The 25,673-nt window shown below is 67.6% G+C and carries 24 protein-coding genes; 11 read left to right on the top strand and 13 right to left on the bottom strand.

Annotation, left to right across the window (positions count from 1 at the left end):
- Positions 1–8 precede the first annotated feature (8 nt).
- The gene (locus QTN24_RS01235) at positions 9–749 is read right to left on the bottom strand and encodes a transporter (protein ID WP_313835053.1); all 741 of its coding nucleotides are present in this window, start codon (positions 747–749) and stop codon (positions 9–11) included.
- 406 nt (positions 750–1,155) lie between these two features.
- Between QTN24_RS01235 and QTN24_RS01230 the strand changes: the two genes are divergently transcribed.
- The 3 genes from QTN24_RS01230 to QTN24_RS01220 all read left to right on the top strand — a co-directional run bounded on the left by QTN24_RS01230 (position 1,156) and on the right by QTN24_RS01220 (position 5,156).
- Positions 1,156–2,643: an MBOAT family O-acyltransferase gene (locus QTN24_RS01230; RefSeq protein ID WP_313835052.1), complete on the top strand. Its 1,488-nt coding sequence runs from the start codon at positions 1,156–1,158 to the stop codon at positions 2,641–2,643.
- Position 2,644: 1 nt separating this feature from the next.
- A complete protein-coding gene (locus QTN24_RS01225) occupies positions 2,645–3,700 on the top strand; it encodes a hypothetical protein (protein WP_313835051.1) in 1,056 nt (351 codons plus the stop codon).
- 202 nt (positions 3,701–3,902) lie between these two features.
- Positions 3,903–5,156: an EpsG family protein gene (locus QTN24_RS01220; protein ID WP_313835050.1), complete on the top strand. Its 1,254-nt coding sequence runs from the start codon at positions 3,903–3,905 to the stop codon at positions 5,154–5,156.
- Here the strand turns inward: QTN24_RS01220 and QTN24_RS01215 are convergent.
- Entirely contained in the window at positions 5,136–5,873 is a 738-nt protein-coding gene (locus QTN24_RS01215; RefSeq protein WP_313835049.1) for a hypothetical protein, read from the bottom strand. The genes QTN24_RS01220 and QTN24_RS01215 overlap by 21 nt on opposite strands.
- Before the next feature lie 265 nt (positions 5,874–6,138).
- On the opposite strand from QTN24_RS01215, the gene QTN24_RS01210 reads away from it, so the two are divergent.
- A complete protein-coding gene (locus QTN24_RS01210) occupies positions 6,139–6,420 on the top strand; it encodes a hypothetical protein (protein ID WP_253699803.1) in 282 nt (93 codons plus the stop codon).
- A gap of 11 nt (positions 6,421–6,431) precedes the next feature.
- On the opposite strand, the gene QTN24_RS01205 is transcribed toward QTN24_RS01210, so the two are convergent.
- Complete coding sequence (locus QTN24_RS01205) at positions 6,432–6,761, bottom strand: DMT family transporter (protein WP_313835048.1); 330 nt, start codon at positions 6,759–6,761, stop codon at positions 6,432–6,434.
- Positions 6,762–6,923: 162 nt separating this feature from the next.
- Positions 6,924–7,817: an amino acid ABC transporter substrate-binding protein gene (locus tag QTN24_RS01200; protein ID WP_409558962.1), complete on the bottom strand. Its 894-nt coding sequence runs from the start codon at positions 7,815–7,817 to the stop codon at positions 6,924–6,926.
- Positions 7,818–8,336: 519 nt separating this feature from the next.
- Here QTN24_RS01200 and abc-f point away from each other — a divergent pair.
- Complete coding sequence (gene abc-f / locus QTN24_RS01195; protein ID WP_313835047.1) at positions 8,337–10,253, top strand: ribosomal protection-like ABC-F family protein; 1,917 nt, start codon at positions 8,337–8,339, stop codon at positions 10,251–10,253.
- Between the two features lie 21 nt (positions 10,254–10,274).
- On the opposite strand, the gene QTN24_RS01190 is transcribed toward abc-f, so the two are convergent.
- Together QTN24_RS01190 and QTN24_RS01185 are read right to left on the bottom strand one after the other, a co-directional pair.
- On the bottom strand, positions 10,275–10,400 hold the full coding sequence (locus tag QTN24_RS01190) for a hypothetical protein (protein ID WP_258096258.1): 126 nt from the start codon (positions 10,398–10,400) through the stop codon (positions 10,275–10,277).
- 1 nt (position 10,401) lies between these two features.
- Entirely contained in the window at positions 10,402–11,613 is a 1,212-nt protein-coding gene (locus tag QTN24_RS01185; RefSeq protein ID WP_313835046.1) for an MFS transporter, read from the bottom strand.
- Between the two features lie 235 nt (positions 11,614–11,848).
- Here QTN24_RS01185 and QTN24_RS01180 point away from each other — a divergent pair, with 235 nt between their 5' ends.
- From QTN24_RS01180 to QTN24_RS01160, 5 genes are all read left to right on the top strand, one after another.
- Positions 11,849–13,843 carry a DNA topoisomerase IV subunit B gene (locus QTN24_RS01180; protein ID WP_313835045.1) on the top strand — a complete coding sequence of 665 codons (1,995 nt, stop codon included), beginning with the start codon at positions 11,849–11,851 and terminating at the stop codon, positions 13,841–13,843.
- Between the two features lie 25 nt (positions 13,844–13,868).
- Positions 13,869–14,678, top strand: coding sequence for a lytic transglycosylase domain-containing protein (locus QTN24_RS01175; protein WP_124683743.1), 810 nt, complete (start codon positions 13,869–13,871; stop codon positions 14,676–14,678).
- A gap of 131 nt (positions 14,679–14,809) precedes the next feature.
- Positions 14,810–17,140 (top strand): DNA topoisomerase IV subunit A, encoded by a 2,331-nt coding sequence (gene parC / locus QTN24_RS01170; RefSeq protein WP_124683744.1) that lies wholly within the window; start codon positions 14,810–14,812, stop codon positions 17,138–17,140.
- 205 nt (positions 17,141–17,345) lie between these two features.
- Positions 17,346–17,924, top strand: a complete 579-nt coding sequence (locus QTN24_RS01165; RefSeq protein ID WP_313835378.1) for a chromate transporter — start codon at positions 17,346–17,348, stop codon at positions 17,922–17,924.
- Positions 17,924–18,454 carry a chromate transporter gene (locus QTN24_RS01160; RefSeq protein ID WP_124685074.1) on the top strand — a complete coding sequence of 177 codons (531 nt, stop codon included), beginning with the start codon at positions 17,924–17,926 and terminating at the stop codon, positions 18,452–18,454. The genes QTN24_RS01165 and QTN24_RS01160 overlap by 1 nt, the downstream gene beginning before the upstream one ends.
- Positions 18,455–18,526: 72 nt before the next feature.
- Here QTN24_RS01160 and QTN24_RS01155 read toward each other — a convergent pair whose 3' ends face one another.
- The 7 genes from QTN24_RS01155 to QTN24_RS01125 form a co-directional block, all read right to left on the bottom strand.
- On the bottom strand, positions 18,527–19,171 hold the full coding sequence (locus QTN24_RS01155) for a glutathione S-transferase (RefSeq protein WP_313835377.1): 645 nt from the start codon (positions 19,169–19,171) through the stop codon (positions 18,527–18,529).
- A 38-nt stretch (positions 19,172–19,209) separates the two neighbouring features.
- Positions 19,210–20,397, bottom strand: a complete 1,188-nt coding sequence (locus QTN24_RS01150) for a PLP-dependent aminotransferase family protein (protein WP_313835044.1) — start codon at positions 20,395–20,397, stop codon at positions 19,210–19,212.
- 76 nt (positions 20,398–20,473) lie between these two features.
- A complete protein-coding gene (locus tag QTN24_RS01145; RefSeq protein WP_124683746.1) occupies positions 20,474–20,926 on the bottom strand; it encodes a RidA family protein in 453 nt (150 codons plus the stop codon).
- 13 nt (positions 20,927–20,939) lie between these two features.
- The gene (locus QTN24_RS01140; protein ID WP_124683747.1) at positions 20,940–21,908 is read right to left on the bottom strand and encodes a DMT family transporter; all 969 of its coding nucleotides are present in this window, start codon (positions 21,906–21,908) and stop codon (positions 20,940–20,942) included.
- A 15-nt stretch (positions 21,909–21,923) separates the two neighbouring features.
- Positions 21,924–22,556: a LysE family translocator gene (locus QTN24_RS01135; RefSeq protein ID WP_313835043.1), complete on the bottom strand. Its 633-nt coding sequence runs from the start codon at positions 22,554–22,556 to the stop codon at positions 21,924–21,926.
- 5 nt (positions 22,557–22,561) lie between these two features.
- Complete coding sequence (locus tag QTN24_RS01130) at positions 22,562–23,278, bottom strand: alanyl-tRNA editing protein (RefSeq protein WP_313835042.1); 717 nt, start codon at positions 23,276–23,278, stop codon at positions 22,562–22,564.
- Positions 23,279–23,308: 30 nt separating this feature from the next.
- On the bottom strand, positions 23,309–23,986 hold the full coding sequence (locus QTN24_RS01125) for a VOC family protein (protein ID WP_313835041.1): 678 nt from the start codon (positions 23,984–23,986) through the stop codon (positions 23,309–23,311).
- Between the two features lie 84 nt (positions 23,987–24,070).
- Here QTN24_RS01125 and QTN24_RS01120 point away from each other — a divergent pair, with 84 nt between their 5' ends.
- A complete protein-coding gene (locus QTN24_RS01120; protein ID WP_409558961.1) occupies positions 24,071–25,594 on the top strand; it encodes a PLP-dependent aminotransferase family protein in 1,524 nt (507 codons plus the stop codon).
- Positions 25,595–25,673: the final 79 nt, after the last annotated feature.

The raw sequence follows: 25,673 nt of genomic DNA, 5'->3' as shown, positions 1-25,673 counted from the left end.
GGATCAGGCTATTTGGGAAACAGCAGCGTGATGACCGCGCGTCCGCCCCAGCCATGCGGGCCCGTCGTGGGCGAATCGGCCCAGTAGGTGGCAAAAACGCCCAGGCTGACGGGCCGGCCTTCGATCTTGACGAGCTTGCTGACGCCAGCGTGGATCGGCACGCTCCACTGCGCCTGCTTCCAGTCGTAGCTCGATTCGGTGTTCAACGTGTAGGTCCAGGCCGTGGGCGTGGTGTACGACAGGAACGGCTGCAGGAACGTACTGCTGACAGCCGGGCGCCCGTTGTCGCCCGCCACGGACCAGATATGGTTGCCCAGGGCGCCGTAGGTCCAGGGCCCGTGCTGGATCAGCCCGACCGCCGTCGGCCCCAGGCCCCACTTGCGGCCGCTCAACTGGTTTTCGGTGCCCGTGGGCAGCAGGATGGCCGGCCCGACGCCCCAGATCAGCCCGCCGGCCGTCGGCGTCTTCGGCGAGAAGAACGCGCTCTGCAACGTGTCGCCAAGCCCGGTCTGCGTCCCCGATCCCGGCGTAACCGACGACTGGTGCGTCACGGGAAGAATCGTCCGGGAAATCAGGTTCCAGTCCGCATTAAGCGAAATCGGCACCACCGGCTGGAAGTTCATCGTCAGCCGGTCGCCGTCATGCGCCGGCCCGATCCCGCGGTCGTAATTGAACTGAAATGGCACGCTGATCAGGGCCGCGACGGGATTGCTGAGCTTCTTGGCCAGATCGGCGGAGTCTTCGGCCAAGGCGGGGGCGGCGGCCGAGAGGAGTGGCAGCGCGGTGCCCCAGACAGTGATGTGACGAATAAGGCGGCTAGAAGGCCGGCGCAGCGGCGGTAAATTCTGAAATCCCGACATACATTCCCCAGGCAGCGGATCGCCACGTCGGCAGATCCGAACTCGTATCCTTTCGCTTGTGGGGAAGGCGTGGAAGTGAATTGTTTCGGTGGGCGGATCTAAATTACTTCGGACTTCTCAGCAAAAACGGCCTTGGCACCCCGGGTCGAACCGACTGTCCGCAATCAATGCCGAAACATTCCGTCAGGCAGAATTGGCCGCTCTGCACAATGAATCCAGCCTGTAACAGGTTTGTAATAGTACGGATGCAGATACAATCCTGCCCTGCCAAAAATATCCAAAAACAAGGGTTGGAGTGCTATTCACCTCGTTCGCGTTCGTTTTCGCGTATCTGCCAATTGTCCTGGCGGGCTTCTTTCTGCTGGGCCGGATTCACCGCGGCCTGGCCGCCGGTTGGCTGGCGGCAGCTTCCGTATTCTTCTACGGGTACTGGAGCCTGAAGCACGTTCCATTGCTTCTGGGCTCCATCGCTTTCAACTACGCCGTCGGCTACGCCATCACGCGCCTGGGGTCGCCGTGGGCGAAACGGGCGCTGGTCTTCGGGATCGTCGCGGACCTCGGGCTGCTGGCTTATTACAAGTACGCCAACTTCTTCCTGTTGCAGGTGATCAACCCGCTGGGCGGCCATGCCCATGCGCTCAACATCATCCTTCCGATTGGCATTTCATTCTTCACCTTCACGCAGATTGCGTTCCTGGTGGATGCCTGGAAGGGCAAGGCGCGCGAATTCAACTTCGTCCGCTACCTGTTGTTCGTCACCTGGTTCCCGCACCTCATTGCCGGTCCCGTGCTGCACCACGGGCAGATGATGCCGCAGTTTGCCGACCCCGCTGTCTACCGGATACGGTCGCGCGATCTTGCGGTCGGCGTCTTGCTATTCACGATCGGCATGAGCAAGAAGCTGCTGATTGCCGACCCGATCAGCCACTACGCAGATGCGGCTTTTGCGACTGCCGCGCACGGCAATCCGGTCGGGATGGTGGGCGCCTGGGCCGGCGCGCTGGCCTACACGTTCCAGATCTACTTCGATTTTTCGGGCTATTCGGACATGGCGGTGGGCTTGTCGATGCTGTTCGGCATCCGGTTGCCCATCAACTTCAACTCGCCATACAAGGCCCAAAACATCATCGACTTCTGGCGCCGCTGGCATATGACGCTGTCGCAGTTCCTGCGCGACTATCTCTATATCCCGCTTGGCGGCAACCAGCACGGTCAGGTGCGCCGGTACTTCAACCTGCTGGCCACCATGGTGCTCGGCGGCCTGTGGCACGGGGCGGCGTGGACTTTCATTGCCTGGGGTGCCATTCATGGCGGGCTGCTGTGCGTGAACCACGGGTTCCGGTGGGTCGTCGGTCGGCTAGGCATGGAGGGGCGGGTGCCACAGACCCTGGCGCGTGCCGCCGGCGTGGCGCTCACTTTCGTGAGCGTCGTCGTGGCGTGGGTCTATTTCCGTGCTCCGGGCATGGAGACCGCGAACTCCTTGCTGGCGGCAATGGCGGGGCTGGCGGCGGAGGCGCAATGGGGCGATGTGTTCAAGACCAGCCCCGTCGCTTTCGCGGGCTATCTCTTTGTCTCGTGCGCCATCGTGTGGCTGTTCCCGAATGCCTATGAGTTCATTGACTTGCTCGAGACCCGCGCAAGCGTGAAAGACGCCGAGGGCGCGCGCGTCGTCCGCATGTTGTTCGTCGGCGGGGCCGTCGTGGTGGCGGTTGTGCTGTCCGCCAGCCTGCTGACTCAGTTCGGCACCAATGTCATCAGCCCGTTCCTCTATTTCCAGTTCTGACATGAAAAGCACGCGATTGTTTGTCCTGTCGTTCGCGCTGGCCATGGCAGTGCTGGCGGTCGCCTATTACGCCCTGTTCCGGTATCAATTCGGGGCGCCGATTCTGGCGTCCTACGACGTGGAGAACTGGGCCCGACTGAAAAACAGAATCTCGGACCGGACACCGGGGCGCCGGGTGCTCGTGGCGGGTGACTCGAACGTGCTGTTCGGTTTCGATAGCGAACTGGCCGAGAAGAGCCTGGGTCGTCCCGTCATCAACATGGGGCTGCACGCAGGCCTGCCGCTCGACTGGATCCTCAGCATGGCTGTCCGCAATGCGCGGGCCGGTGACGTAGTCGTATTGCCGCTGTGGTGGGGGTACTACGCCTTCGACTACCGGGAGCCCAATGACTGGTTCGTTGACCAGATGGTGGCATGGGATGGCCGTTACTACGATGCGCTACCGCCGCTGCGCAAGCTGCAGTATGTCTCCGCGGTGTCGGCGCCTGCGCTCTATCGCAACATCGTCGCAAAGGAAGACAGCGCGAGGCTGCTGAAGGAGCATCCCTGGCGCAAGCTCGATGACGAGGCTACCGCGATGAAGAAGTGGGACGAGGTGGCAGCGCAGACGAAGGAGTTCTCGTACTCGTACCTCAACATGACCGGTCATGGGGATATGAGAAACACCTGCGAAAGCAATGTCGCGCCCATCACGAGCCAGTATGACGTTCCCGCCGACGGCAAGATCCATCCGGCAAGCCTGCGCTTTGTCCTGGATTTCGTGGCGACGATGCGCGCGCGCGGCGTGGCCGTCTACGTGTTCCCGCCCGTGATGCTGGACGACGATTACACCCGGAACCCGGTCTTCCAGCGTGCCATCCATACCCTCTGGTCCGGCCTGCAGAAGGCGGGGCTGGAAACCGTCGGCGCACCGTTCGACTACACCTTTCCCAAGTCGGCTTTCTTCAATACCGGCCTGCATCTCAATTGCGGCAGTGCCCCCGAGCGGACCAACCGCATGGTCCGGGCATTGCGCCAGCGTCTTGGTGCACTTGCTGGGGCGCAGAACGACGGCTAGATACCAGGCCGACGATCCCTAACCGCTCAGACTGGTATCGTAAAACTACTGCAATGTAAGCGAACCGGTACAATTCAGGCATACACATCCGGAGATACGTTTTGTCCGTCATTGTTGCCTGCTCGGCTGGCGCCGTGGCGCTGGCCGCGGTCAGCCTGTGCGCGTTAGTCGACTTTGTGATCGCGGCACGAAAGAGATAACCATGCTGCCGTACATTGCCGCGCTGACCCTGTTCTGGGGCGGTGCAACCATCGCGTTGTTCCGGAAACGCACCGATTTTCTGCTGCTTTGCGTCGTCTTCGTCGCCTTCGTATTACTGGCCGGCACCCGTTACGAAACGGGTTTCGACTGGCCCGTATATGAGCTTGCGCTCAGCGAGGCGCCCGCGCTTGTCGACCTCTTCAACGGCGCGGTCTTGCAGGACACCGTCCGGCTGATGGAGCCGCTGTTCCTGCTTCTGCTTTCGACGCTGAAATCGTTCGACGCCGACATCCAGACGCTGTTTTTCGTGGTGGCTCTGTTCAATGGCGCGGTATTGATCCGGTTCTTCCAGTACACCCGCACCAATATTGCGGTCGGTCTCGCCATTTACTTCAGCTGGGCCTATCTGGTAGTCCAGATGGCCGTGATCCGGCAGTCGCTGGCCGTCTCCTTCCTGATGCTGGCCATCATGGCCTTCGACCGGCGCCGGCTGGCAAGGGCCGCGCTCTGGCTGGCCATGGGCACGTTCATCCAGTACTCGCTGCTGCTGTTCCTGCCGATCTTCTTCACGGCGATCTGGCGTCGGCTGCTGGCGTGGCGTTACTGGATCGTCGGCGGGCTGACACTGGTGCTGCTGTCGGGCATCAGCATGTTCTGGATGCTGCAGGCCATCGCGGGCCTGATTCCCAATGCGTTCATCGCCGGCAAACTCGCCGGCTATGCCGCGCTGGCCCCGTCGCCCGGATTCAGCGTGACGGCCGCGGCGTACTTCGTGATGCACACGGCGATCTTCCTATTCCTGAGCCGGACCTACGACCCCTCATCGCGCATCGAGACGGTCCTGATCGGTTCCATGATGATGATGGTGATCGCCCAGGCACTGATCCCGGAATGGCCGCTGCTGTGGAACCGCTTGCACTATTTCGTGATCGTGGCGCAGATCGTCATGCTGGCACGGCGCTGGCACACGCTGCCGCAGGTCCGCATGCGGGTGGAGTACCTTGCCGTGTATGGCCTGAGCCTGGCGGTATTCGCCAAGCTGATCCTCTGGCCGGGGATGGAGCCCTATCTGCCGTACCAGTCCTACCTGGAGCAAGCCTGGACCGGCTATGCCGGCGACGGCCGCCAGCGGGCGGAAGACTACTACCTGCATTTCAACGAGGCGCTGCGCATGGAGCGGATCGAAAGCGGCAGCCTGGTGCCGGAGGAAGGGTCAACCGGACAACTGTTCGCTTCACCTGACCTGGCACGATAGGTCGCCATCCTCTGTCGCAGCCTCCCGCTTGCGGAACAGCATCAGGGCGCCCCACAGCAACGTTGCCGCGGCGGCCCCGATGAACGCGCAGATCGGCATCGATTCCTTCAGGGGATGCGCGGCCACGCTGACCGGCGCAATGGCCCGCGTGTTGAACGTGCGCATCGGAGAAAGCTGATCGCGCAACTCGTCGCGCCGCTTGCGTAGCAGTTCGACCTCGCGGCCATTGGCGGACAGCAAAATAGCCAGCCTGACGTCCGGCGTGGAGCGGGCGGAATCCATGATCTTCTGGCGCGCCGCCTGTGCGGCCGCCAGCTCGGCTTCGGCGCCAGCAAGCGCCTTCTCCCGGAACGCCCGGGCCTTGGCCAGGTCTTCGGCATGCTCCCGCTGCAGGACGCCGACCACTGTCTCGGCCAGCACGCGGGCGTCCTGGGGCGAGTGGCCCTGAACCCTCACCGTGATGATGTCCGACCCCCGCGCCTTTTCGGCGCGCAGCGTCTTGCGGAACAGCCTGGCGTCGACGTGGGTTTGTGCCGGGACGGCGCGCAGGACGTCGTCGGCAAAGTCGGGAATATTGATGCGATGCGTGACCGTGTCCGGATCCATCAGCGCCATGCCCGTGCCGACCTGCGGCAACTGGATGGCCAGCGAGGCGGGCCATCGTTCCGGCGACATGGCGCCATACAGCGCACCTGCCAGTCCTCCAGCCGCTGCCATCGCCGCCAGCAGGCGAACTGCGCTACGGTACCTATGCGGGGGCGCCCCGGCCTGCGTCATATGCGAATACGGTTCTGAACTTGCGAGCAACAGAATCTACCACAGGGGTGGTCGGCAACCGCCTTTGCCCCCCATTTCCCCCAATCCGAATCCCACAACCCGCTATGATGTAGCCCGCACGCCGCAGCCGCGGCGGGCGAGACTTCTTTCCTGCCCATCCATGCGATTGTTCCGGACGCCCGCGCGCTGGTTGCCAGCGCCTGCCATGTTCGCCGCAGCCTTTGCGCTGGCGGCGCAGCCGGCGTCCGATCCGGCCTTGAACGATACCTCCGGCTGCACCGCGCTGATCGATATCGTCCAGGAGAGCCTGCGCGGCGAGATCGACGTGGTTTGTCCCAAGGACACCCGGGAAGCCTGCGAGGCCAAGAACGGCCAGGTGCGGGCGTTGCTGGACATCATCGACCAGCGCCGCAAGCGCAAGGCCGACGAGTGCGAGACGCTGGTCCAGGTGAACCGCCTGCTGCGGACGCTGCCGCCCAAGAGCTGACCGGCCCTGGGTCAGTGGCTCATCTTCGAGAAAAGCTGGATCACGGCCACGCCGGCGATGATCAGCGCGATGCCGACCACCGCTGCCAGGTCTGGCACCTGCCGGTACAGCACCACGGCGATCAGCGTGACCAGCACGATGCCCGCGCCCGACCAGATCGCATAGGCCACGCCCACCGGCACGGTCTTCATCACCTGCATCAGCAGCCAGAACGCGGCCACGTAGCCCGTCACCACCAGCACGCTGGGCCAGAGCCGCGTGAAATTCTCGGCGGCCTTGAGGCTGCTGGTGGCGATGACTTCGGCGACGATGGCCAGGGCGAGGAGTACGTATCCGTTCATGGCTGGGGCGAGGGAAGGGCGGCAAAACAGGGAAGGGCGAAGCCGGCGGGCGGCAGCCATCGCCAAAAAGCGATCGATACGCCGCCCGGAACGCCTATTATGCAAGACGCTCCGGCCCGGGCCCCTTCGCACGGCCGCCCCGCCGGCCGGCAGGCCAGCCGGTCAGTCCGCCACCTTGTCGCTCGGGAACTTGAACGAGTCGCGCAGCAGGTAGCTCATCGGAATGTCCAGCGTGATGCCGTTGGGCGGGATGGGCTGCTGGAACCATTTGCGGTACAGCCTCTGCGTCTCCTGGTCGTAGATCGACGCAATCAGCGCGCGGTCGACGATCTTCTTGAACTCGGCGTCGTGCTTCGACAGCATGATCGCGTACGGCTCGATCGTCAGCAGGTCGCCGGTCACGGCCAGCCCGGCGGGGTTGCGGGCGTTGGCGCGCAGGCCGAACAGCAGCACGTCGTCCATCACGAACGCGTCGGCCTTGCCTGATTCCACCATCGAGAACGCCTCGGCGTGGTCCTTGGCTTCCACCACCTTCCAGCCCATCGCGCCGGACTCGTCCATCTTGCGCAGCATTTCCAGCGGCGTGGTCTTGGTGGTCGACACCACGGTCTTGCCGCGCAGGTCGCCCCACTTGCGGATGCCCGAGTCGGCCTTCACCAGCATGCGGCTGCCGGCGATGTAGTGCGGGATGGTGAACGCCACCAGGTCGCGCCGTTCGCGGTTGTTGGTCGTCGATCCGCACTCCAGGTCGGCCTTGCCGTCGACGATGGCGGGGATGCGCGATGCCGGCGTGACCGGCACCCATTCCACGCGCAACTGCGGCAGCTTCAGCTGGGTGCGCACGGCGTCGGCCACCTTCAGGCACAGGTCCACGGCGTAGCCCATCGGCTTGCCGTCGACCACGAACGAGAACGGCACCGAACTCTCGCGGTGCGCAATGCGGATGGCGCCGGTCTGCTGGATGCGCAGCACCACCGAGTTCGGCGTGGCGGCCTGCGCGCCCGGCAGGGCCGGCGTGCAGAGCAGGGTGGCTAGGGAAAATACGACAGACGCCATGCCCCGGAGCGAGGCACGGCACGGCAGGCCCGAATTGGTCATGAGTGACACCCGTCGAAAATGGTTCTGGAAACAACCCTGGCGGCGCGTTGGCCACCGCTGGCCGGATGGTTCCGGCTCTAAGACTGCCCGGTACTGCGGTGCTGCTGAGGCGTTGTGCGTTCGGAGAATTCTGATGGCGGATTGTTCCACGGGCGCCCGGCACGGCACAACTGCGCGGTCTAGTGGCAGCGTTCGGACGTCCCCGCCGCGCAACGCCCGGGCGCGGCGCCGGTTGACGGGGACTTTCCCTTACGGATTTGTCCGACTTCTGCCTTGCAGCGCCGCTGGCTATCCTTCAGACGTGCCTTGCGAGCAGGGCACCGAGGAGAGACTCTTGGGGCCCGTTCAGGCGAACGGGCCTTTTCTTTTGCGCGGCCCGCCGCCGGCCCGCGCGCGCGGCTCGTCTACAATTCGGGCCTGCCCGTTGCGCGGCGCCCGTCTCTGGGCGTCCGGCGGCTCATCCGTCCTCGCACCACCATGGCCCTGTTTTCCATTACCGATGCCCAACTGGCCTTTGGCCACGTGGCATTGCTCGACCATACCGATTTCTCGCTCGAAGCCGGCGAACGCGTTGGCCTGATCGGCCGCAACGGCAGCGGCAAGTCATCGCTGCTGCGGATCGTGGCCGGCATGTCCGCGCCCGACGACGGCCTGATCGCCCGGCAGAGCGGCGTGACCTCCGCCTATGTTGCGCAGGAGCCACAATTCGCGCCGGGGCTGACCGTGTTCGACGCCGTCAGCCAGGGCATGGGTCAGGCGCACGACCTGCTGCAGCGCTACGACGCCGCGCTGGCCAAGCTCGACACCCATCACGACGAGGCCACGCTGGCCGAGTTGCATCGCGTGCAGGCCGAACTGGACGCCGCCGACGCCTGGACGCTGCGCACCCGCGTGGAGACCACGCTGGCCCGGCTGGACCTGGACCCGCACGTGCGCGTGGACGCGCTGTCCGGCGGGCTGCAGAAGCGCGTGGCGCTGGCGCAGGGGCTGGTGGCCGAGCCCGACATCCTGCTGCTCGACGAACCGACCAACCACCTTGACGTGGCCGCCATCCGCTGGCTGGAGGACCTGCTGCTGGGCTTTCGCGGCAGCGTGCTGCTGATTACCCACGACCGCGCGTTCCTGGACCGCGTGGCCACGCGCATCGTCGAACTGGATCGCGGCAAGCTGCTGTCGTTCCCCGGCAATTTCGCGGCATACCAGGCCCGCAAGGCCGAACTGCTGGCCAATGAGGCCGTGGAGCAGGCCAAGTTCGACAAGCTGCTGGCGCAGGAGGAAGTCTGGATCCGCAAGGGCGTGGAAGCCCGCCGCACGCGCAGCGTGGCCAGGGTGCAGCGGCTGCACGCCATGCGCGACGAGCGCGCGCAGCGCCGCGAGGTGCAGGGCAACGTCAAGCTGGAAGTGTCGCAGGCCGACCGCTCCGGCAAGATCGTCGCCGAACTGATCGACGTGTCGAAAGCCTATGCCGACAAGGCCGTGGTGCGCGATTTCACCGCCACGATCATGCGCGGCGACAAGGTTGGCCTGATCGGCCCGAACGGCGCGGGCAAGACCACGCTGCTGCGGCTGATCCTGGGCGACCTGGCGCCCGACGCCGGCACCGTGCGCAACGGCAGCAACCTGCAGGTGGCCTATTTCGACCAGATGCGTACCGCGCTGGACCTGGAAAAGTCGCTGGCCGACACGATCAGCCCCGGCAGCGACTGGGTGGAGGTCAACGGCCAGCGCAAGCACGTGATGAGCTACCTGGGCGACTTCCTGTTCGCGCCGGAACGCGCGCGCTCGCCGGTCAAGTCGCTGTCCGGCGGCGAGCGCAACCGGCTGCTGCTGGCGCGGCTGTTCGCCCGCCCGGCCAACGTGCTGGTGCTGGACGAGCCGACCAACGACCTCGACATCGACACGCTCGAACTGCTTGAGGAACTGTTGCAGGACTACAGCGGCACGGTGTTCCTGGTATCGCACGACCGCGCGTTCCTGGACAACGTGGTGACGTCGACCATCGCCGCCGAAGGCGACGGCCAGTGGCGCGAGTCCGTGGGCGGCTACTCGGACTGGGAACAGCAGTCCGCGCGGGCCCAGACACTGCAGCCGAAGGCCGAGCCCAAGCCGGCCGAGGCGCCGAAGGCCAGCACGCGCGACGCCCGCGGCGCCAACCGGACGGTCAAGCTGTCATACAAGGAACAGCGCGAACTGGACGGCCTGCCCGAGCGCATCGCGGCGCTGGAAGCCGAACAGAAGACGCTGGCCGACCAGCTCGCCGACGGCACGCTCTACGCCACCGACCCCGCCCGCGCCACCGAACTGGCCACGCGCCACGATGAGATCGAGATGGAACTGCTGGAAGCGCTGGAGCGCTGGGAAGTGCTGGAGAAGAAGACGAAGGGCGAGGGCTGAGGGATTTGCTGCCCTGGCTGGCTAGCCACACCAGGCCAGCACCATGTTCGTCAGGTCCACCATGAACGCCGGGCGCAGGTAGGCCAGGAAGCCCAGCGTCAGCACCGCCGCCAGCGCCACGAAGCCGAGGCCCTTTGCCCAGGCCATGTCAGGCTCCGGCCGGCTGCGGGCGCACCAGCGCCTGCTCGCGGATCGGCAGGTTGACTAGCGCCGCCACCACGCCCAGGGCAATGGCCAGCATCCAGACGATGTTGTAGCTGCCGGTGCGGTCGTACAGGTAGCCGCCCAGCCAGGCGCCCAGGAAACTGCCGATCTGGTGCGAGAAGAACACCACGCCGGACAGCATCGACAGGTATTTCACGCCGAACACCTGCGCGATGATGCCGTTGGTCAGCGGCACCGTGGACAGCCACAGCAAGCCCATCAGCGCGGCAAAGATCCACGTGCTCCAGGCGCTCAGCGGCAGCAGCAGGTAGCCGGCGATGACGACGGACCGCGCGATGTAGATCGACGACAGCAAGTAGCGCTTGGGCATCCGCTGGCCCATCGCGCCGGCCGTGTAGGTGCCGAACACGTTGAACAGCCCGATCAGCGCCAGCGCCACGGTGGCGATCTTGATGTCGACCAGCCCCCGATCCTTCAGGTACGGCGTCAGGTGCACGCCGATAAACACCACCTGGAACCCGCAGACAAAGTAGCCCAGCGTCAGCAACTGGAAGTTGCGGTTGCCAAACGCCTCGCGCGTGGCCTCGCCGATGCTCTGCTGGTGGCCGGTCGTGCTGGCCACCATCTTCGGCTCGCGCAGCGTCAGCGCCAGCGGCAGCATGAAGCACGCCAGGAAGGCCAGGATGAACAGCGCGTTCTGCCAGCCGGCCGTGGAAATCAGCGTCTGCTCGACCGGGATCATCAGGAACTGCCCGAACGAGCCGGCCGCCGCCGCGATGCCCATCGCCCAGACGCGCTTCTCGGCGCTGGCCACGCGGCCAATCACGCCATAGACCACGCTGTAGGTCGTGCCCGACTGGGCGATGCCGATCAGCACCCCGGCGCCGGTGGCAAACGCGGTGCCGCTGGTGGCCAGCGCCATCACGATCAGCCCGGCCACGTACAGCGCCACGCCGACGATCATGATCCGCACCGCGCCGAACTTGTCGGCCAGCGCGCCGGCAATGGGCTGGCTGGCGCCCCACATCAGGTTCTGTAGCGCCAGCGCGAACGCAAACGTCTCGCGGTTCCAGCCGTGGGTCTGGGTGATCGGCAGGTTGAACAGGCCAAAGCCATGCCGGATGCCCATGGACAGGGTGACGAGCAGGCCACCGCACACGAGCACGGTGGTCAGGGAGAGTTTGCGGTCGGTCATGTCGGGCTCGGTATTGTCTCTATTGTTTTCGATGCGGTCCGGCGGGGGCGTGGGGGCGCCGTGCCCGGATGGCGGGGGATGACATTAAATGGCCGCTTAGTTTAAGCCCGGCACCGATTTCGTGTTGGGGCCGATGCAGGTGGCCGGCGGTCCGCCACGGGGCCGCCGCGCCCATCCATTACAATGCAGCGCAACGTGGCCGCGCACGGCCACCCCTACTATCCGTATCGACTCCATGGCGAGCAAAACCAGTCAGTACAGCGAATCTTCCATCCGGGTCCTGAAGGGCCTGGAGCCGGTCAAGCAACGGCCCGGCATGTACACCCGGACCGACAACCCGCTGCATATCGTGCAGGAGGTGATCGACAATGCCTCGGACGAGGCGCTGGGCGGCCACGGCTCCGAGATCCTGGTCACGCTGCACAAGGACGGCAGCATCAGCGTGGAAGACGACGGCCGCGGCATCCCGGTGGGCATCCACCCCGAGGAAGGCGTGCCCGTGGTGGAAATCGTCTTCACCCGCCTGCACGCGGGCGGCAAGTTCGACAAGGGCAAGGGCGGCGCCTACGCGTTCTCGGGCGGCCTGCATGGCGTGGGCGTGTCGGTGACCAATGCGCTGGCCACGCGGCTGGACGTCACGGTCTGGCGCGATGGCGCGCAGTCCACGCTGACCTTCGAGCACGGCGGCGAGGTGACCCGCCCGCTGGCATCGCGCAAGCTGGAGCGCGGCGAGAAGAAGAACGGCACGCGCGTGCAGGTCTGGCCGGACGCCAGGTATTTCGATTCCGCCGCGATCCCCATGGCCGAGCTGCAGCGCCTGCTGCGCTCCAAGGCCGTGCTGCTGCCGGGCGTCAAGGTCACGCTGGTGCTGGAAAAGACCGGCGAGCAGACCGTCTGGCAGTACGAGCAGGGCCTGAAGGGCTACCTGGTGGAAGCGTTGGCCCAGGGCAGCGGCGCCGAGCTGGTGATTCCGATGTTCGAGGGCGAGCACTTTGCCGATCCCGACAGGAACGCCGGCGAGGAAGGGTTTGCCGAGGGCGAGGGCGCGTCGTGGGTCGTCGCCTGGACCGAGGACGGCGCCCCGGTGCGCGAGTCGTACGTGAACCTGATTCCCACGCCGGCCGGCGGTACCCATGAGTCGGGCCTGCGCGAGGGCCTGTTCCTGGCCGTCAAGAGCTTCATCGAGATGCACTCGCTGCAGCCCAAGGGCGTGAAGCTGATGAGCGAGGACGTGTTCGCGCGCGCCTCGTTCGTGCTGTCGGCCAAGGTGCTGGACCCGCAGTTCCAGGGCCAGATCAAGGAACGCCTGAACAGCCGCGACGCGGTGCGCCTGGTGTCCACGTTCAGCCGCCCGGCGCTGGAGCTCTGGCTCAACCACCACGTCGACTTCGGCAAGAAGCTGGCCGAGCTGGTGATCCGCCAGGCCCAGGCCCGCACGCGCGCCGCGCAGAAGGTGGAAAAGAAGAAGGGCTCCGGCGTGGCCGTGCTGCCTGGCAAGCTGACCGACTGCGAATCGACCGACATCGCCCGCAACGAGATCTTCCTGGTGGAAGGCGACTCGGCCGGCGGCTCGGCCAAGATGGGCCGCGACAAGGAATTCCAGGCCATCCTGCCGCTGCGCGGCAAGGTGCTCAATACCTGGGAAACCGAGCGCGACCGCCTGTTCGCCAACAACGAGGTGCACGACATTGCCGTGGCCATCGGCGTGGACCCCCACGGCCCCGACGACGAGCCCGACCTGTCGAACCTGCGCTACGGCAAGATCTGCATCCTGTCCGACGCGGACGTGGACGGCGCGCATATCCAGGTGCTGCTGCTGACGCTGTTCTTCCGCCATTTCCCGAAGCTGATCGACCTGGGCCACGTCTGCGTGGCGCGGCCGCCGCTGTTCCGCGTGGACGCGCCGGCGCGCGGCAAGAAGCCGGCGCAGAAGCTCTACGCGCTGGACGAAGGCGAGCTCGAAGCCATCCAGGACAAGCTGCTGAAGGACGGCGTCAAGGACGGCGCGTGGCAGATCTCGCGCTTCAAGGGCCTGGGCGAGATGAGCGCCGAGCAGCTCTGGGAGACCACGATGAACCCCGACACGCGCCGGCTGCTGCCGGTGGCGCTGGGCGAGTTCGACCTGCCCCAGACCGTCACCATGATGAACATGCTGATGGGCAAGGGCGAGGCGTCGCAGCGGCGGACCTGGCTGGAAGAGAAGGGCAACGAGGTGGAAGCCGACATCTGACGGCCGACACCCGGGAGAGACGACGATGCAGGCACGCACAGCACGACAGCATGGCACGGCAAGGCCCTGGCGCCTGGCCCGGGTGCTGGCCGTGCTCGGCCTGCTCTGCGCCGCCGTGCCGGCCCAGGCCGCGCTGTGGGGCTATATCGATGCCGACGGCGTGGCGCACTTCGCCGATGCCAGGCTCGACGACCGCTACAAGCTGTTCATGAAGGACGGCGGGCAGTTCGATTCGGGCGACCTGGGGCACCGCGGCGTGATCGCGCTTGGCGACAAGCCCAGCCCCGAGCGCGACAAGCTGTTCCGCTACCTGCTGAACCATCCGAACATGCGCACGGTCGAGCCGATCATCGAGAAGGTGGCCGGCGCCCAGAACGTCGACCCGGCGCTGGTCAAGGCCGTGATGGCGGTGGAAAGCGGCTTCAATGCGTCGGCGGTGTCGCCCAAGGGCGCCATCGGGCTGATGCAGGTCATCCCGGACACCGGCGCGCGCTTTGGCGTGGCGGCGGACAAGCGCCGCACCGTCGAGCAGAAGCTGGCGGACCCGAAGCTGAACATCGCCGCCGGCGTGCGCTACCTGCGCTTCCTGATGGCGCTGTTCCCGGACAACCTGGAGCTGGTGCTGGCGGCCTACAACGCCGGCGAGGGCGCCGTGCAGCGCTACAACAACCAGATCCCGCCGTATCCGGAGACGCGCCAGTACGTGAGCACCGTGCTGGAGTTCTACCGCCTGTACCAGCGCGGCCAGCCGGGCGCGGGCGGCGTGATCCGCACCGGCGTGGCGGCCGACCGCGTGCGCATGGTGATCGGCGGCGGCCGCCGGCCGATGCCCTGACGCCACGCCCCGAACCGGGTCCGGCCGCTTTTTCCGGCGGCCTTGTGACCCACTTCCTTTAGAATCCCACGCTGATTGCAACTGCCGGAAGCCTGGCGCCCCGCGCCCGGCACGCCGAAACCTTGCCCACCATGGATCAAGCAGATACTACGTTCCAGCCCGAAGAGCCGGCCGATTCGCTGACGCTGGCGCGGTACGCCGAGCGTGCCTACCTGGACTACGCCGTGAGCGTGGTCAAGGGCCGCGCGCTGCCCGAAGTGGCCGACGGCCAGAAGCCCGTGCAGCGCCGCATTCTCTACGCCATGCAGGCGATGGGGCTGCGCGCCGATGCCAAGCCCGTCAAGTCGGCCCGCGTGGTCGGCGAGGTGCTGGGTAAATTCCACCCCCACGGCGACCAGTCGGCCTATGACGCGCTGGTGCGCCTGGCGCAGGACTTCTCGCTGCGCTACCCGCTGATCGACGGCCAAGGCAACTTTGGCTCGCGCGACGGCGACGGCGCGGCGGCCATGCGCTACACCGAGGCGCGCCTGACGCCGATCTCGCGGCTGCTGCTCGACGAGATCGACATGGGCACGGTGGATTTCCTGCCCAACTACGACGGGTCCGAGGAAGAACCGAAGCTGCTGCCCGCCCGGCTGCCGTTCGTGCTGCTCAACGGCGCGTCCGGCATCGCCGTGGGCATGGCCACCGAGATTCCGCCGCACAACCTGCGCGAGGTGGCGGGCGCCGCGGTGGCCATGATCCGCAACCCGAACATCTCGCTGGCCGAACTGCTGGCGATCCTGCCCGGCCCGGACTACCCCGGCGGCGGCCAGATCATCTCGCCGGCATCGGAAATTGCCCAGATCTACGAGAACGGCCGCGGCAGCCTGAAGGTGCGCGCGCGCTGGACCATCGAGGAGATGGCGCGCGGCCAGTGGCAGATGGTGGTGACCGAGCTGCCGCCGAACACGTCGGCGCAGAAGGTGCTGGAGGAAATCGAGGAAATCACCAATCCGAAGATCCGCGCCGGCAAGAAGGCGCTGACGCCCGAGCAGACCCAGCTCAAGACCACGCTGCTGGGCGTGCTGGACGCCGTGCGTGACGAATCGGGCAAGGACGCGCCGGTGCGGCTGGTGTTCGAGCCCAAGAGCAAGAACACCGACCAGCAGGAGTTCATCCAGACGCTGCTGGCGCATACCAGCCTGGAATCGGGCGCGCCGATCAACCTGGTGATGATCGGCACCGACGGCCGGCCGCGCCAGAAGGGCCTGCAGGAAATCCTGCGCGAGTGGATCCAGTTCCGCTTCGAGACGGTGACCCGGCGCTCGCGCTTCCAGCTCAACAAGGTGGAAGACCGCATCCACATCCTGGAAGGCCGGATGCTGGTGCTGCTGAACATCGACGAGGTGATCCGCATCATCCGCGAGAGCGACGAGCCCAAGCCGGCGCTGATCGAGGCGTTCCGCCTGAGCGACCGCCAGGCCGAGGACATCCTGGAAATCCGCCTGCGCCAGCTGGCGCGGCTGGAGGCGATCAAGATCGAGCAGGAACTGGCGAAACTGCGAGACGAGCAGGCCGAGCTGGACGTGCTGCTGAAGTCCGAGACGATGATGCGCCGCAAGATCATCAAGGAGATCGAGCAGGACGCCAAGCAGTTCAGCCCCGAGGACAAGGACCCGCGCCGCACGCTGATCCAGGAAGCCAGCCGCGCCGCGGCCGAGGTGAAGGTGATCGACGAGCCGGTGACGGTAATCATGTCGGGCAAGGGCTGGGTGCGCACGCGCCAGGGCCACGGCCACGACCCGTCGCAGTTCACGTTCAAGGCCGGCGACAGCCTCTATGCGACGTTCGAATGCCGCACCGTGGACACGATGCTGGCCTTCGGCAGCAACGGCCGGGTCTATTCGGTGGCCGTGTCGGGCCTGCCGGGCGGGCGCGGCGACGGCGTGCCGGTGACCACGCTGATCGACCTGGCCGCCGGCACGCAGATCGCCCACGCGTTCGCGGGCGGCGCCGAGCAGCGCATGCTGATCGCCACGGCGGGCGGCAACGGCTTCGTGACCAAGGTGGGCGACATGATCGGCCGCCAGAAGGCCGGCAAGGCGTTCGTCACGCTGGACGACGGCGACCGGATTCTGCAGCCGTCCCCGATTGGCGACGACGCCACGCATGTGGCGTGCTTCTCGGCCAACGGCCGCCTGCTGCTGGTGGGGCTGGACGAGGTCAAGGTCCTGTCGGCCGGCGGCCGCGGCGTGATACTGATGGAACTGGAGCCGAAGGAAACGCTGGAACAGGCCGTGGCCGTGGGCGCCCCGGGCCTGCTGATCTCCGGCACCGGCATGCGCGGCGGCAAGGTGCCGCCGCAGAAGCTGGCCGGCAAGACGCTGCTGCCGTACGTCGGCAAGCGCGCCCGCAAGGGCAAGGCCATCGAGCCCCGTCTGAAGGACGTGAAGCTGGAGGCGGTGAAGGCGGCGGGATAATCGCCCGCGCTTGCCCGTCAGCGTCCTGGCTCCCCTCTGCCACTCGTCGGCGAGGGGAGCCAGCCAGCGGTTCACCTTCCCCCCATCGCCCCGCGCGATCCCCTCTTGCCGTTTCGTGATGGCCCGTGCGCGGCGGCGGGGCGGCATCTGCCGTACCATGTCGGGACCCTGCGCATTCCGCATGGCAGGCGCCCCCATCACGATCATGTCCGCCACGCCTCTCGCCGCCGAGCCCGAGCTTGCCCCGCCGCCCACGGCGCGCACCCTGTTCTTCGAATTCGCCCGCATGGGGCTGTCCGGTTTCGGCGGCGTGCTGCCGTTCGTGCGGCGGTCCGTGGTCGAGCGCAACTGCTGGCTCGGTGACCGCGATTTCGTGGAGATCCTGAGCATGGGGCAGGTGCTGCCGGGCCCCAATGTAATCAACCTCGCGCTGATGCTGGGCCTGCGCTTTGCCGGGCTGCGCGGCGCCGTGGCCGCGTTCAGCGGGCTGGTGTTCGTGCCGATGGTGGTGGTGCTCTGCGTGATGGGCGTCTACCTGCGCTACCAGGACGTGCCGCAGGTGCGGCAGATGCTGGCCGGCATGACGGCCGTGGCGGCCGGGCTGGTGCTGTCCACCGGGGTCAAGCTGGCCCAGAGCCAGCCGCGCTCGGTGCGGGCCGTGGTGGTCGGGGTGGCGGCGTTCGTCGCCATCGGCTGGCTGCGCTGGCCGCTGCTGCCGGTAATGGCGGTGCTGGTGCCGGTGGCGCTGGTGCTCGAATACCGCGCGATCCGGCGGGGCGCATGATGGCGGCGCCCGAGATCCTGCGCGACCTGCTGGGCCATTTCGGCATGCTCTCGCTGCTGGCCGTGGGCGGTGGCGGCACCGTGATTCCGGACATGCACCGCTACCTCGTGGAATCGCGCCAGTGGATGACCGACGAGCAGTTCGCGGCGCTCTACGCCATCTCGCAGGCGTCGCCGGGGCCGAACATCCTGTTCGTGGCCCTGTTCGGCTGGCAGGTGGCCGGGGCGGCCGGCGCGTTTGCGTCGATGGTCGGCATCTGCGGGCCGTCCAGCGTGATCGCGCTCGGCTTCGAATACTTCGCGGGCCGCGCGCCCCACGCGCTGTGGCCGGTGCTGATCCGGCGCGGCCTGTCCGCGCTGACGATCGGCCTGCTGATGTCGACCGGCTGGGTGCTGGCCAGCAGCGTCGACCACCGCTGGACCGCCGCCGCGGTCACGCTGCTGACGGTCGGCCTGATGCTGAAGACGAAGACCCATCCGCTGCTGCTGGTGGCGCTGGGGGGCGGGGCGGGACTGCTGGGGTTGATGTAGGACGGCGGTCGGCTGCCATGCGCTTTCCTCGCGCGCGGAAGCGGGGAGCAACCCTGGGCGGGCGCTCGCCCGTTACTTCAGTGGCAGTACCAGGATGCTCATCGCGGCGGGCCGGGCGCGCATGGCCTCCAGCCAGCGTTCCAGGTTCGGGCGGGAGGCGTGGGGCACCGGCGTGCCCAGCCAGCGGTGGGCGGCGCAGGCCAGCGAGATGTCGGCCATCGTGAAGCGGTCGCCGCCGATGAACTCGCGGTCGGCCAGCGCCTCGTCCAGCATCTGCGCCAGCGGCTCGGTGCGCTGGCACGATCTGGCGATGACCTCGGCATCGCGCTGCTCGGCCGGCATCCGCACTGTCTGCAGGAACGCCTGGACCATCGCCGGGCTGAACGTGGTGGTCTGCCAGTCCATCCAGCGGTCGGCCGACGCACGCGCCTTGACGTCGGCCGGCCACAGCGTGTCCTCGCCGTAGCGCGCGCACAGGTAGCGCACGATCGCATTCGATTCCCACAGCACGAATGGCTCGCCGGCCACGTCGGTGTCCCGGAAATCCTCGATCACCGGGATCAGCCGGTTCGGATTCAGGCGCACATACGCCTGCGTGTCCAGCTCGCCCTTGTGGTGGCCGATGTCGATGCGTTCGTGGTCCAGGTGCAGCTCGCGCGCGCACCAGACCACCTTCTGCACGTTGATCGACGACAGGCGGCCCCAGATGCGCAGCAGGCCGTGCGGTTCGTCGCGGTCCATGGCGCCCGGCGTCCTCAGGCGGCGCGCGGCTGCGGCGCGGCCTTGGCGATGGCTTCGCGGAACAGCGCGCCCAGGATCGACACGCCCTGCTCGATGCGCTCCTGCGGCACGGTCACGAAGGCCAGGCGCAGCGTGTTCATGCGCGGGTTGCCCGCGTAGAACGGCGCGCCGGGCACGTAGGCCACGTTGCGGCGCACGGCTTCCTCCAGGATTTTCATGCTGTCCAGCCCCTCGGGCAGCTCCACCCAGATGAACATGCCGCCTTCGGGCACGTTCCAGGTCACGCCTTCGGGCATGTGGCGCTTCAGCGCGTCGAGCATGTAGGCGCACTGCTTGCCGTAGAGCTCGCGGATGGTGGGGATGTGGGTGTCGAGCAGGCCGTCCTTGACCGTCTCGTAGGCAATGCGCTGCGTGAAGGTCGGCGTGTGCAGGTCCGACGCCTGCTTGGCCTGGCACAGCTTGAAATGCAGCTCGGGCGGGGCGATCACAAAGCCCAGGCGCATGCCGGGCGCCAGGATCTTCGAGAACGAGCCCATGTAGATCACGCCGTCCGGGTTCATCGACAGCAGCGTCGGCAGCGTGTTGCCGGTGTAGCTCAGCTCGCCGTACGGATCGTCTTCCACCAGCAGGATGCCCAGGTCCTGCGCGCGCTTGACTAGCGCCTGGCGGCGCTCCAGCGGCAGGCGGCGGCCCGTGGGGTTCTGGAAGTTCGGCAGCGCGTACAGGAAGCGGGCGTTGGCGGTCAGCTCGGGCGTCAGCGCCTCGGGCACCAGTCCGTGCTCGTCGGTCGGCACCGACACGAATTCCGGTTCGAACAGCGAGAACGCCTGCAGCGCGCCCAGGTAGCTCGGCGTTTCCACCAGCACCGGGCTGCCCGGGTCGATCATCACCTTGGCGATCAGGTCCAGCGCCTGCTGCGAGCCGGTGGTGATCAGCACGCGCTCCACGCCCACGTTGTAGCGGCGGGCCACGAACTCGCGCAGCGGCAGGTAGCCCTCGGTGGCGGCGTACTGCAGCGCGCCCTGCGGGTTATCGGCAAAGACCCGGGCCACCGCCGCTTCCATGGCCGCTACCGGGAACGACGCCGGCGAGGGCAGGCCGCCGGCGAACGAAATGACTTCCGGACGCTCGGTGACTTTCAGGATTTCGCGGATGGCCGAGCTGGTCAGTTGCTGCGCCCGGCGGGAGATGGCCCATTTCATGATTGGTCTCTTGGTGGGGAAATTCAGCGGCCGGGGGTGCAAGCCCGGCCATGTCTCTAATACGTGAGGCGGGGCTTCAGATCTCGACGATCATCTCGATTTCCACGCAGGCGCCCAGCGGGATCTGGGCCACGCCAAACGCGCTGCGGGCGTGCCGGCCTTTCTCCCCGAACACTTCGGCCAGGAATTCGGAGCAGCCGTTGGTCACCAGGTGCTGCTCGGTGAATTCCTGCGTGGAGTTCACCAGGCTCATCACCTTGACGATGCGCTTGACCTTGTTCAGGTCGCCGATGTGGCCGTGCAGCGTGGCCAGCAGGTCGATGGCGATGCTGCGCGCGGCCTGCTGGCCGGTGGCGGTGTCGATGTCCTTGCCGAGCTTGCCGGCCCAGGGCTTGCCGTCCTTGCGGGCGATGTGCCCGGACAGGAAGACGGTGTTGCCGGTGGTGGCGGCCATCACGTAGGCCGCGGCGGGGGCGCCCGCGGTGGGCAGTTCCACGCCGAGTTTGGCAAGGGTATCGTAGACGGACATGCGGTGACTCCTGTCAGTGAATGCGTCCTGGGAGGATAGGGGGCGTTTCTCCGGCCGGGACCGGTGCGGGGGCAGGTGCGGTGTTGCGCACGGCGGCGCGCCGGCCGAGGGCCACTACGGCAATCACCGCCACCGCAAAAGCGACGGTGGCGGCATCGAGTGGCTCGGCCAGGATCACGGCGCCGCCCGCCAGCGTGAGGAACGGCTGGAGCAATTGTATCTGGCCTACGCGGGCCACGCCGCCTTTTGCGAGCCCGGCGTACCAGAACAGGAAGCCGACGAACATCGAGAAGACCGACACGTAGGCCATGCCGATCCAGGCGCGCGGCGACGCGGCGGCAATCTGGCCGGCGTGGGCCAGCGCCAGCCACGCCACGACCGGCACCAGCACCGGCAGCGACACCACCAGCGCCCAGCTTATCGTTTCCAGCCCGCCCAGCTCGCGCGACAGCTTGCCGCCTTCGGCATAGCCAAGTGCGCCCAGCACCACGGCCAGGAACAGGAACCAGTCGGCGTGCTGCAGCCCGCCGGCCCCCTGCCACAGGGCAAAGCCCACCACCAGCGCGCTGCCGGCCAGCGCCGACAGCCAGAACCCCAGCGACGGCCGCTCATTGCCGAACCAGGCCGCGAACACGGCCGTGGCCAGCGGCAGCAGGCCGATGACGATGGCGCCGTGCGCGGCGGGCACCTCGCGCATGGCCAGCGACGAGAACATCGGAAAGCCGACCACCACGCCCAGCGCGGTCACGGCCAGCCGCAGCCACTGGCGCCCGCGCGGCCGGCGGGCCGGTGCCAGCGCGCCGCGCGCGGCCAGCAGCGCCAGCGCCAGCATGGCCGCGATCACGGCGCGCGCCAGCGCCACGAACGACGGGTCCAGTTCGGCCACGGCCATGCGCGTGAACGGCAGCGTCTGGCTGAAGATCGCCACGCCGACGAATCCCAGCAGCATGCCGCCGGACGGAGGAGAGGAGTGCGGTGTCATGGCGATCGGGGCCGGTCAGTGATGGGGTTGCGCCGCGACGGCGATCCAGACGGCGGTCAGCGCCAGCGCCAGCCCCATCGTGCCGTTGAACCAGCGCACGCGGTTGCCCTGCATCAGCCAGTGGCGCAGCGACGCGCCCAGCGCGCCATAGGCGCCGTTGCTGAAGAAGCCGAACGTGGCAAACAGCGCGCTGACCAGCACCACGCGCTGGCCCAGCGACGGCGCGCCTTCCATGTACGACGCGGCCACGGCTAGCGCCATCATCCACGCCTTGATGTTGGCAAACTGCATGGCGATGGACTGCCAGACATTCATCGGCTTGAGCACGCGCTTTTCGGCCAGCGCCGTGCTGCGGGCGATGCGCCACGCCAGCCACAGCAGGTACAGCACGCCGGCCACGCGGATCAGCACGCCCAGCGTGGGGCTGGCCAGCACCAGCGCGCCCACGCCCGTGGCGCACAGCGCGATGATGCTGGCAAAGCCCACGGACACGCCGATGCAGTGCGGCAGCGTGGCGCGCAGGCCGAAGTTGGCGCCGGTCACGGCCGCCACGGTGGTATTCGGCCCCGGCGTGAACGCGCCCACCGCCAGCAGCGTGACCAGCGCCAGGAACTGGGCCGTCGACAGGCCCGTCAGCCAGCTTTCCATGCCGCTCATGCGAAGTTGACGACCACGCGCCGGTTGGTGCGGCTCTTTTTCTCGATCTTGGTCACCACCATCGCGCCAATCTCGCCCGTGTTGGCCACGTGCGTGCCGCCGCAGGGCTGGCGGTCCACGCCCGGGATGTCGACGATGCGGATGTGGGCCGTGCCGGCCGGCGGCGCGGCGCCGATGGTGCGCACGAGATCTGGCTGCGCGGCCAGTTGCTCGGGCGTGATGCGGTCGATGCCGACCGGCGTCCGGGCGTCGATCAGCGCGTTGAGCCGCGCGGTCAGGTCGGCCTTGTCCAGCGTCGATTCGGGCAGGTCGAAGTCGATGCGCGCCGCATCGGGCGAGATGCCGCAGCCCGTGACCGGCACCGGGATCAGCGACCCCAGCAGGTGCAGGCAGGTGTGCAGCCGCATCAGCCGGTGCCGGCGCGCCCAGTCGATCCGTACTTCCACGCGGTCGCCGGGCCGCAGCGCCGGCATGCCGGGCGCCGGCACGTGCAGGATGCGGGTGCGGTCGTCGGCGTAAATGGTTTCGGCCAGCGTCACCACGCGGCCGTCGGCCGTGGCCAGCGTGCCGGTGTCGCCGGCCTGGCCGCCGCTGCGCGCGTAGCAGACGGTCTGGTCCAGCTCGATCCCCGCCTCGCTCACCGCCACCACGGTGGCCTGGCAGTGGTCGAGGTAGGCGTCGTCGTCGAAACGCTTCAGCGTGGTCGGGGGCATCGGGGGGCTCCTTTGGGGATGTCTTTGGGGTCAGCGCAGGGTCTTGATGCCCGCTGGGGTTTCGATCTCGGCGGTCAGGCCGGGCGGCCCGTCGGCCTGTTCGATCTCGATCAGGTGCGCGGCGCCGATCCAGGCCAGCCCCTGCCGCAGCAGTTCCGCGTGCGGATGCCGGCCGCGCAGCGCGCGCAGCGCCAGGTCCTGGCGGGGCAGGGCGACGCCGGGGTGGTTCGGCACGTCCCACTGGATCAGCGTCGGAAACAGGCCCTCGCCGGCGCTGGCCGCCTCGCCGTGCCACGCGGGCAGGCTGCCGTCGTCGGGCACGGTCAGGCGCCAGTGCAGCGCGCCGCGATCCATCGGGATGGCCGGGGCGATGCGGTCCGGGTACTGCGCCTGCCAGCGCGACAGGTCGGCGGGCCGTTCCACGCGGGCGGCCCAGTGCGCCAGGAACGGGCCGTCGCGCAGCCGCTGTTGCACGGCGTCGCTGTCCAGCCCGAACCAGCGCGGGCGCTGCGGCGCATCGGCGGCCGGGTCGATGGCGATCACTTCGAGGTACATCCCGCCGAACAGGCCCAGGACGCGGTTGTGGGTGCCCATGCGGGGGTGGGCGCCACCGGGCTGCGGGGCGATGCCGAGCAGGTCGGCCACATGCTGGGCGCCCGATTCCAGGTCGGGCGCGGCAACGACGAGATGGTCCAGAGCAAGTTTCATTGTGGGTTGATGGTAGTCAAGCTAGTCGGTACAGTACCGATACAGTTGAGCAAGTCGTCTTCAGTACAGTTGCGGGAGCGCCACATGGAAGGCAGCCAGAAGAATCCTCGGGACGGTAGCGACGGCGCGCCGGGCGGCACGCGGCCGCTGCGGCTGGTGATGCCGTCGGCGGCCCAGCCACGCCTGCCGGACCCGATTCCGTCGGCCCAGATGACGCTGGTCGAGCAGTTGACCGAGTGGGCCCGGCTGCGCATCGACGAGCGGGTGTTCCGGGCGGGCATGCGGATGCCGTCGATCCGGCAGCTTGCGGCCGAGAAGGGTATCTCGCGCTTCACCGTCGTGGAAGCCTACGAGCGGCTGGTGGCGCTGGGCTACCTGGAATCGCGCCGGGGCTCTGGCTTCTACGTGCGTGACCGTGTGCCGCCTGCGTCGGTGGCCGCGCCGCCGGCGTCGCCGGCCATCCGCAATGTCGACGTCACGTGGCTGCTGCGCAGCATGTTCCACTCGGCGGAAAGCCACAAGGCGCCGGGCTGGGGCTTTCTGCCCAACGAATGGCTGGACGGCGAACTGCTGTCCGGCGCGATGCGCAGCCTCGGGCGCCAGCCGGGCGGCCATTTCCTGTCCAGCGGCACGCCGATGGGCTTCCTGCCGCTGCGCCAGCAGCTTCGCACCCGGCTGGAGGAGCTGGAGATTGGCGTGACGCCGGACCAGATCGTAATGACGTCGGGCATCACCCAGGCGTTCGACCTGATCGCCCGCCAATTCCTGCATCCGGGCGACACGGTCGTGGTGGGCGACCCGGCGTGGTTCGTGATGTTCGCGCGGTTTGCCACGCAGGGCGCCAACGTGATCGGCGTGCCCTATACCGCCGACGGCCCCGACCTGGAGGCGCTGGAGCGGATCGCCCAGGCCCACCGGCCCAAGCTCGTGGTGGTCAATTCCGTGCTGCACAACCCCACCGGCACGTCGCTGTCGGCCGCCCGGGCGTTCCGGCTGCTGCAACTGGCCGAGCAGTACGGCTTCACCATCGTCGAAGACGATATCTACTGCGATCTCTGCCCGCCCGGCCACGCGGCTACCCGGCTGGCCAGCCTGGACCAGCTCAAGCGGGTGATCTACCTGGGGAGTTTCTCGAAGACGCTGGCCGCCAACCTGCGCGTGGGCTATATCGCCGCCAGCCCGGAGCTGGCCGTGAATTTGACCGACAGCAAGCTGGTCACCGGCATGGCCACGCCGGAAATCAACGAGCGGGTGGTCTACAAGGTGCTGACCGAGGGCCACTACCGCAAGCACACCGAGCGCGTGCGGGTGCGGCTGGACCGGGCCCGCGACGCCACGCGCGAGCAGCTGGAGCGGCTGGGCATCCGCATCTTCCCGGGGCAGGTGGCCGGCATGTACCTGTGGGCCGATACCGGCGTGGATACCAACGTGATTGCCACGGCCGGGCACGAGGAAGGCTACCTGTTCGCGCCGGGCAGCCTGTTCTCGCCGTCGCAGATGCCGTCCACGTGGACCCGCTTCAACGTGGCCAGCAGCGGCGACCCCGGCATGCTGCGCTTCCTGGCCGGGCAGATGGAGCGGTTGTCCGGCCTGCCGGCGACGTCCTGAGCCCGCAAAAGCCGCGGCCGGGGCCCTTGAAAAAGGGCCGGGCCGTCCCGATTTCCAGCGCCATCGATCCCGTCCCGGA

It is taken from the genome of Cupriavidus sp. SZY C1 (genome assembly GCF_032190535.1).
Lineage (GTDB): Bacteria > Pseudomonadota > Gammaproteobacteria > Burkholderiales > Burkholderiaceae > Cupriavidus > Cupriavidus pauculus_C.
The sequence above is the reverse complement of the archived record's forward strand: the minus strand, read 5'-3'. Positions and strand labels throughout refer to the sequence as shown.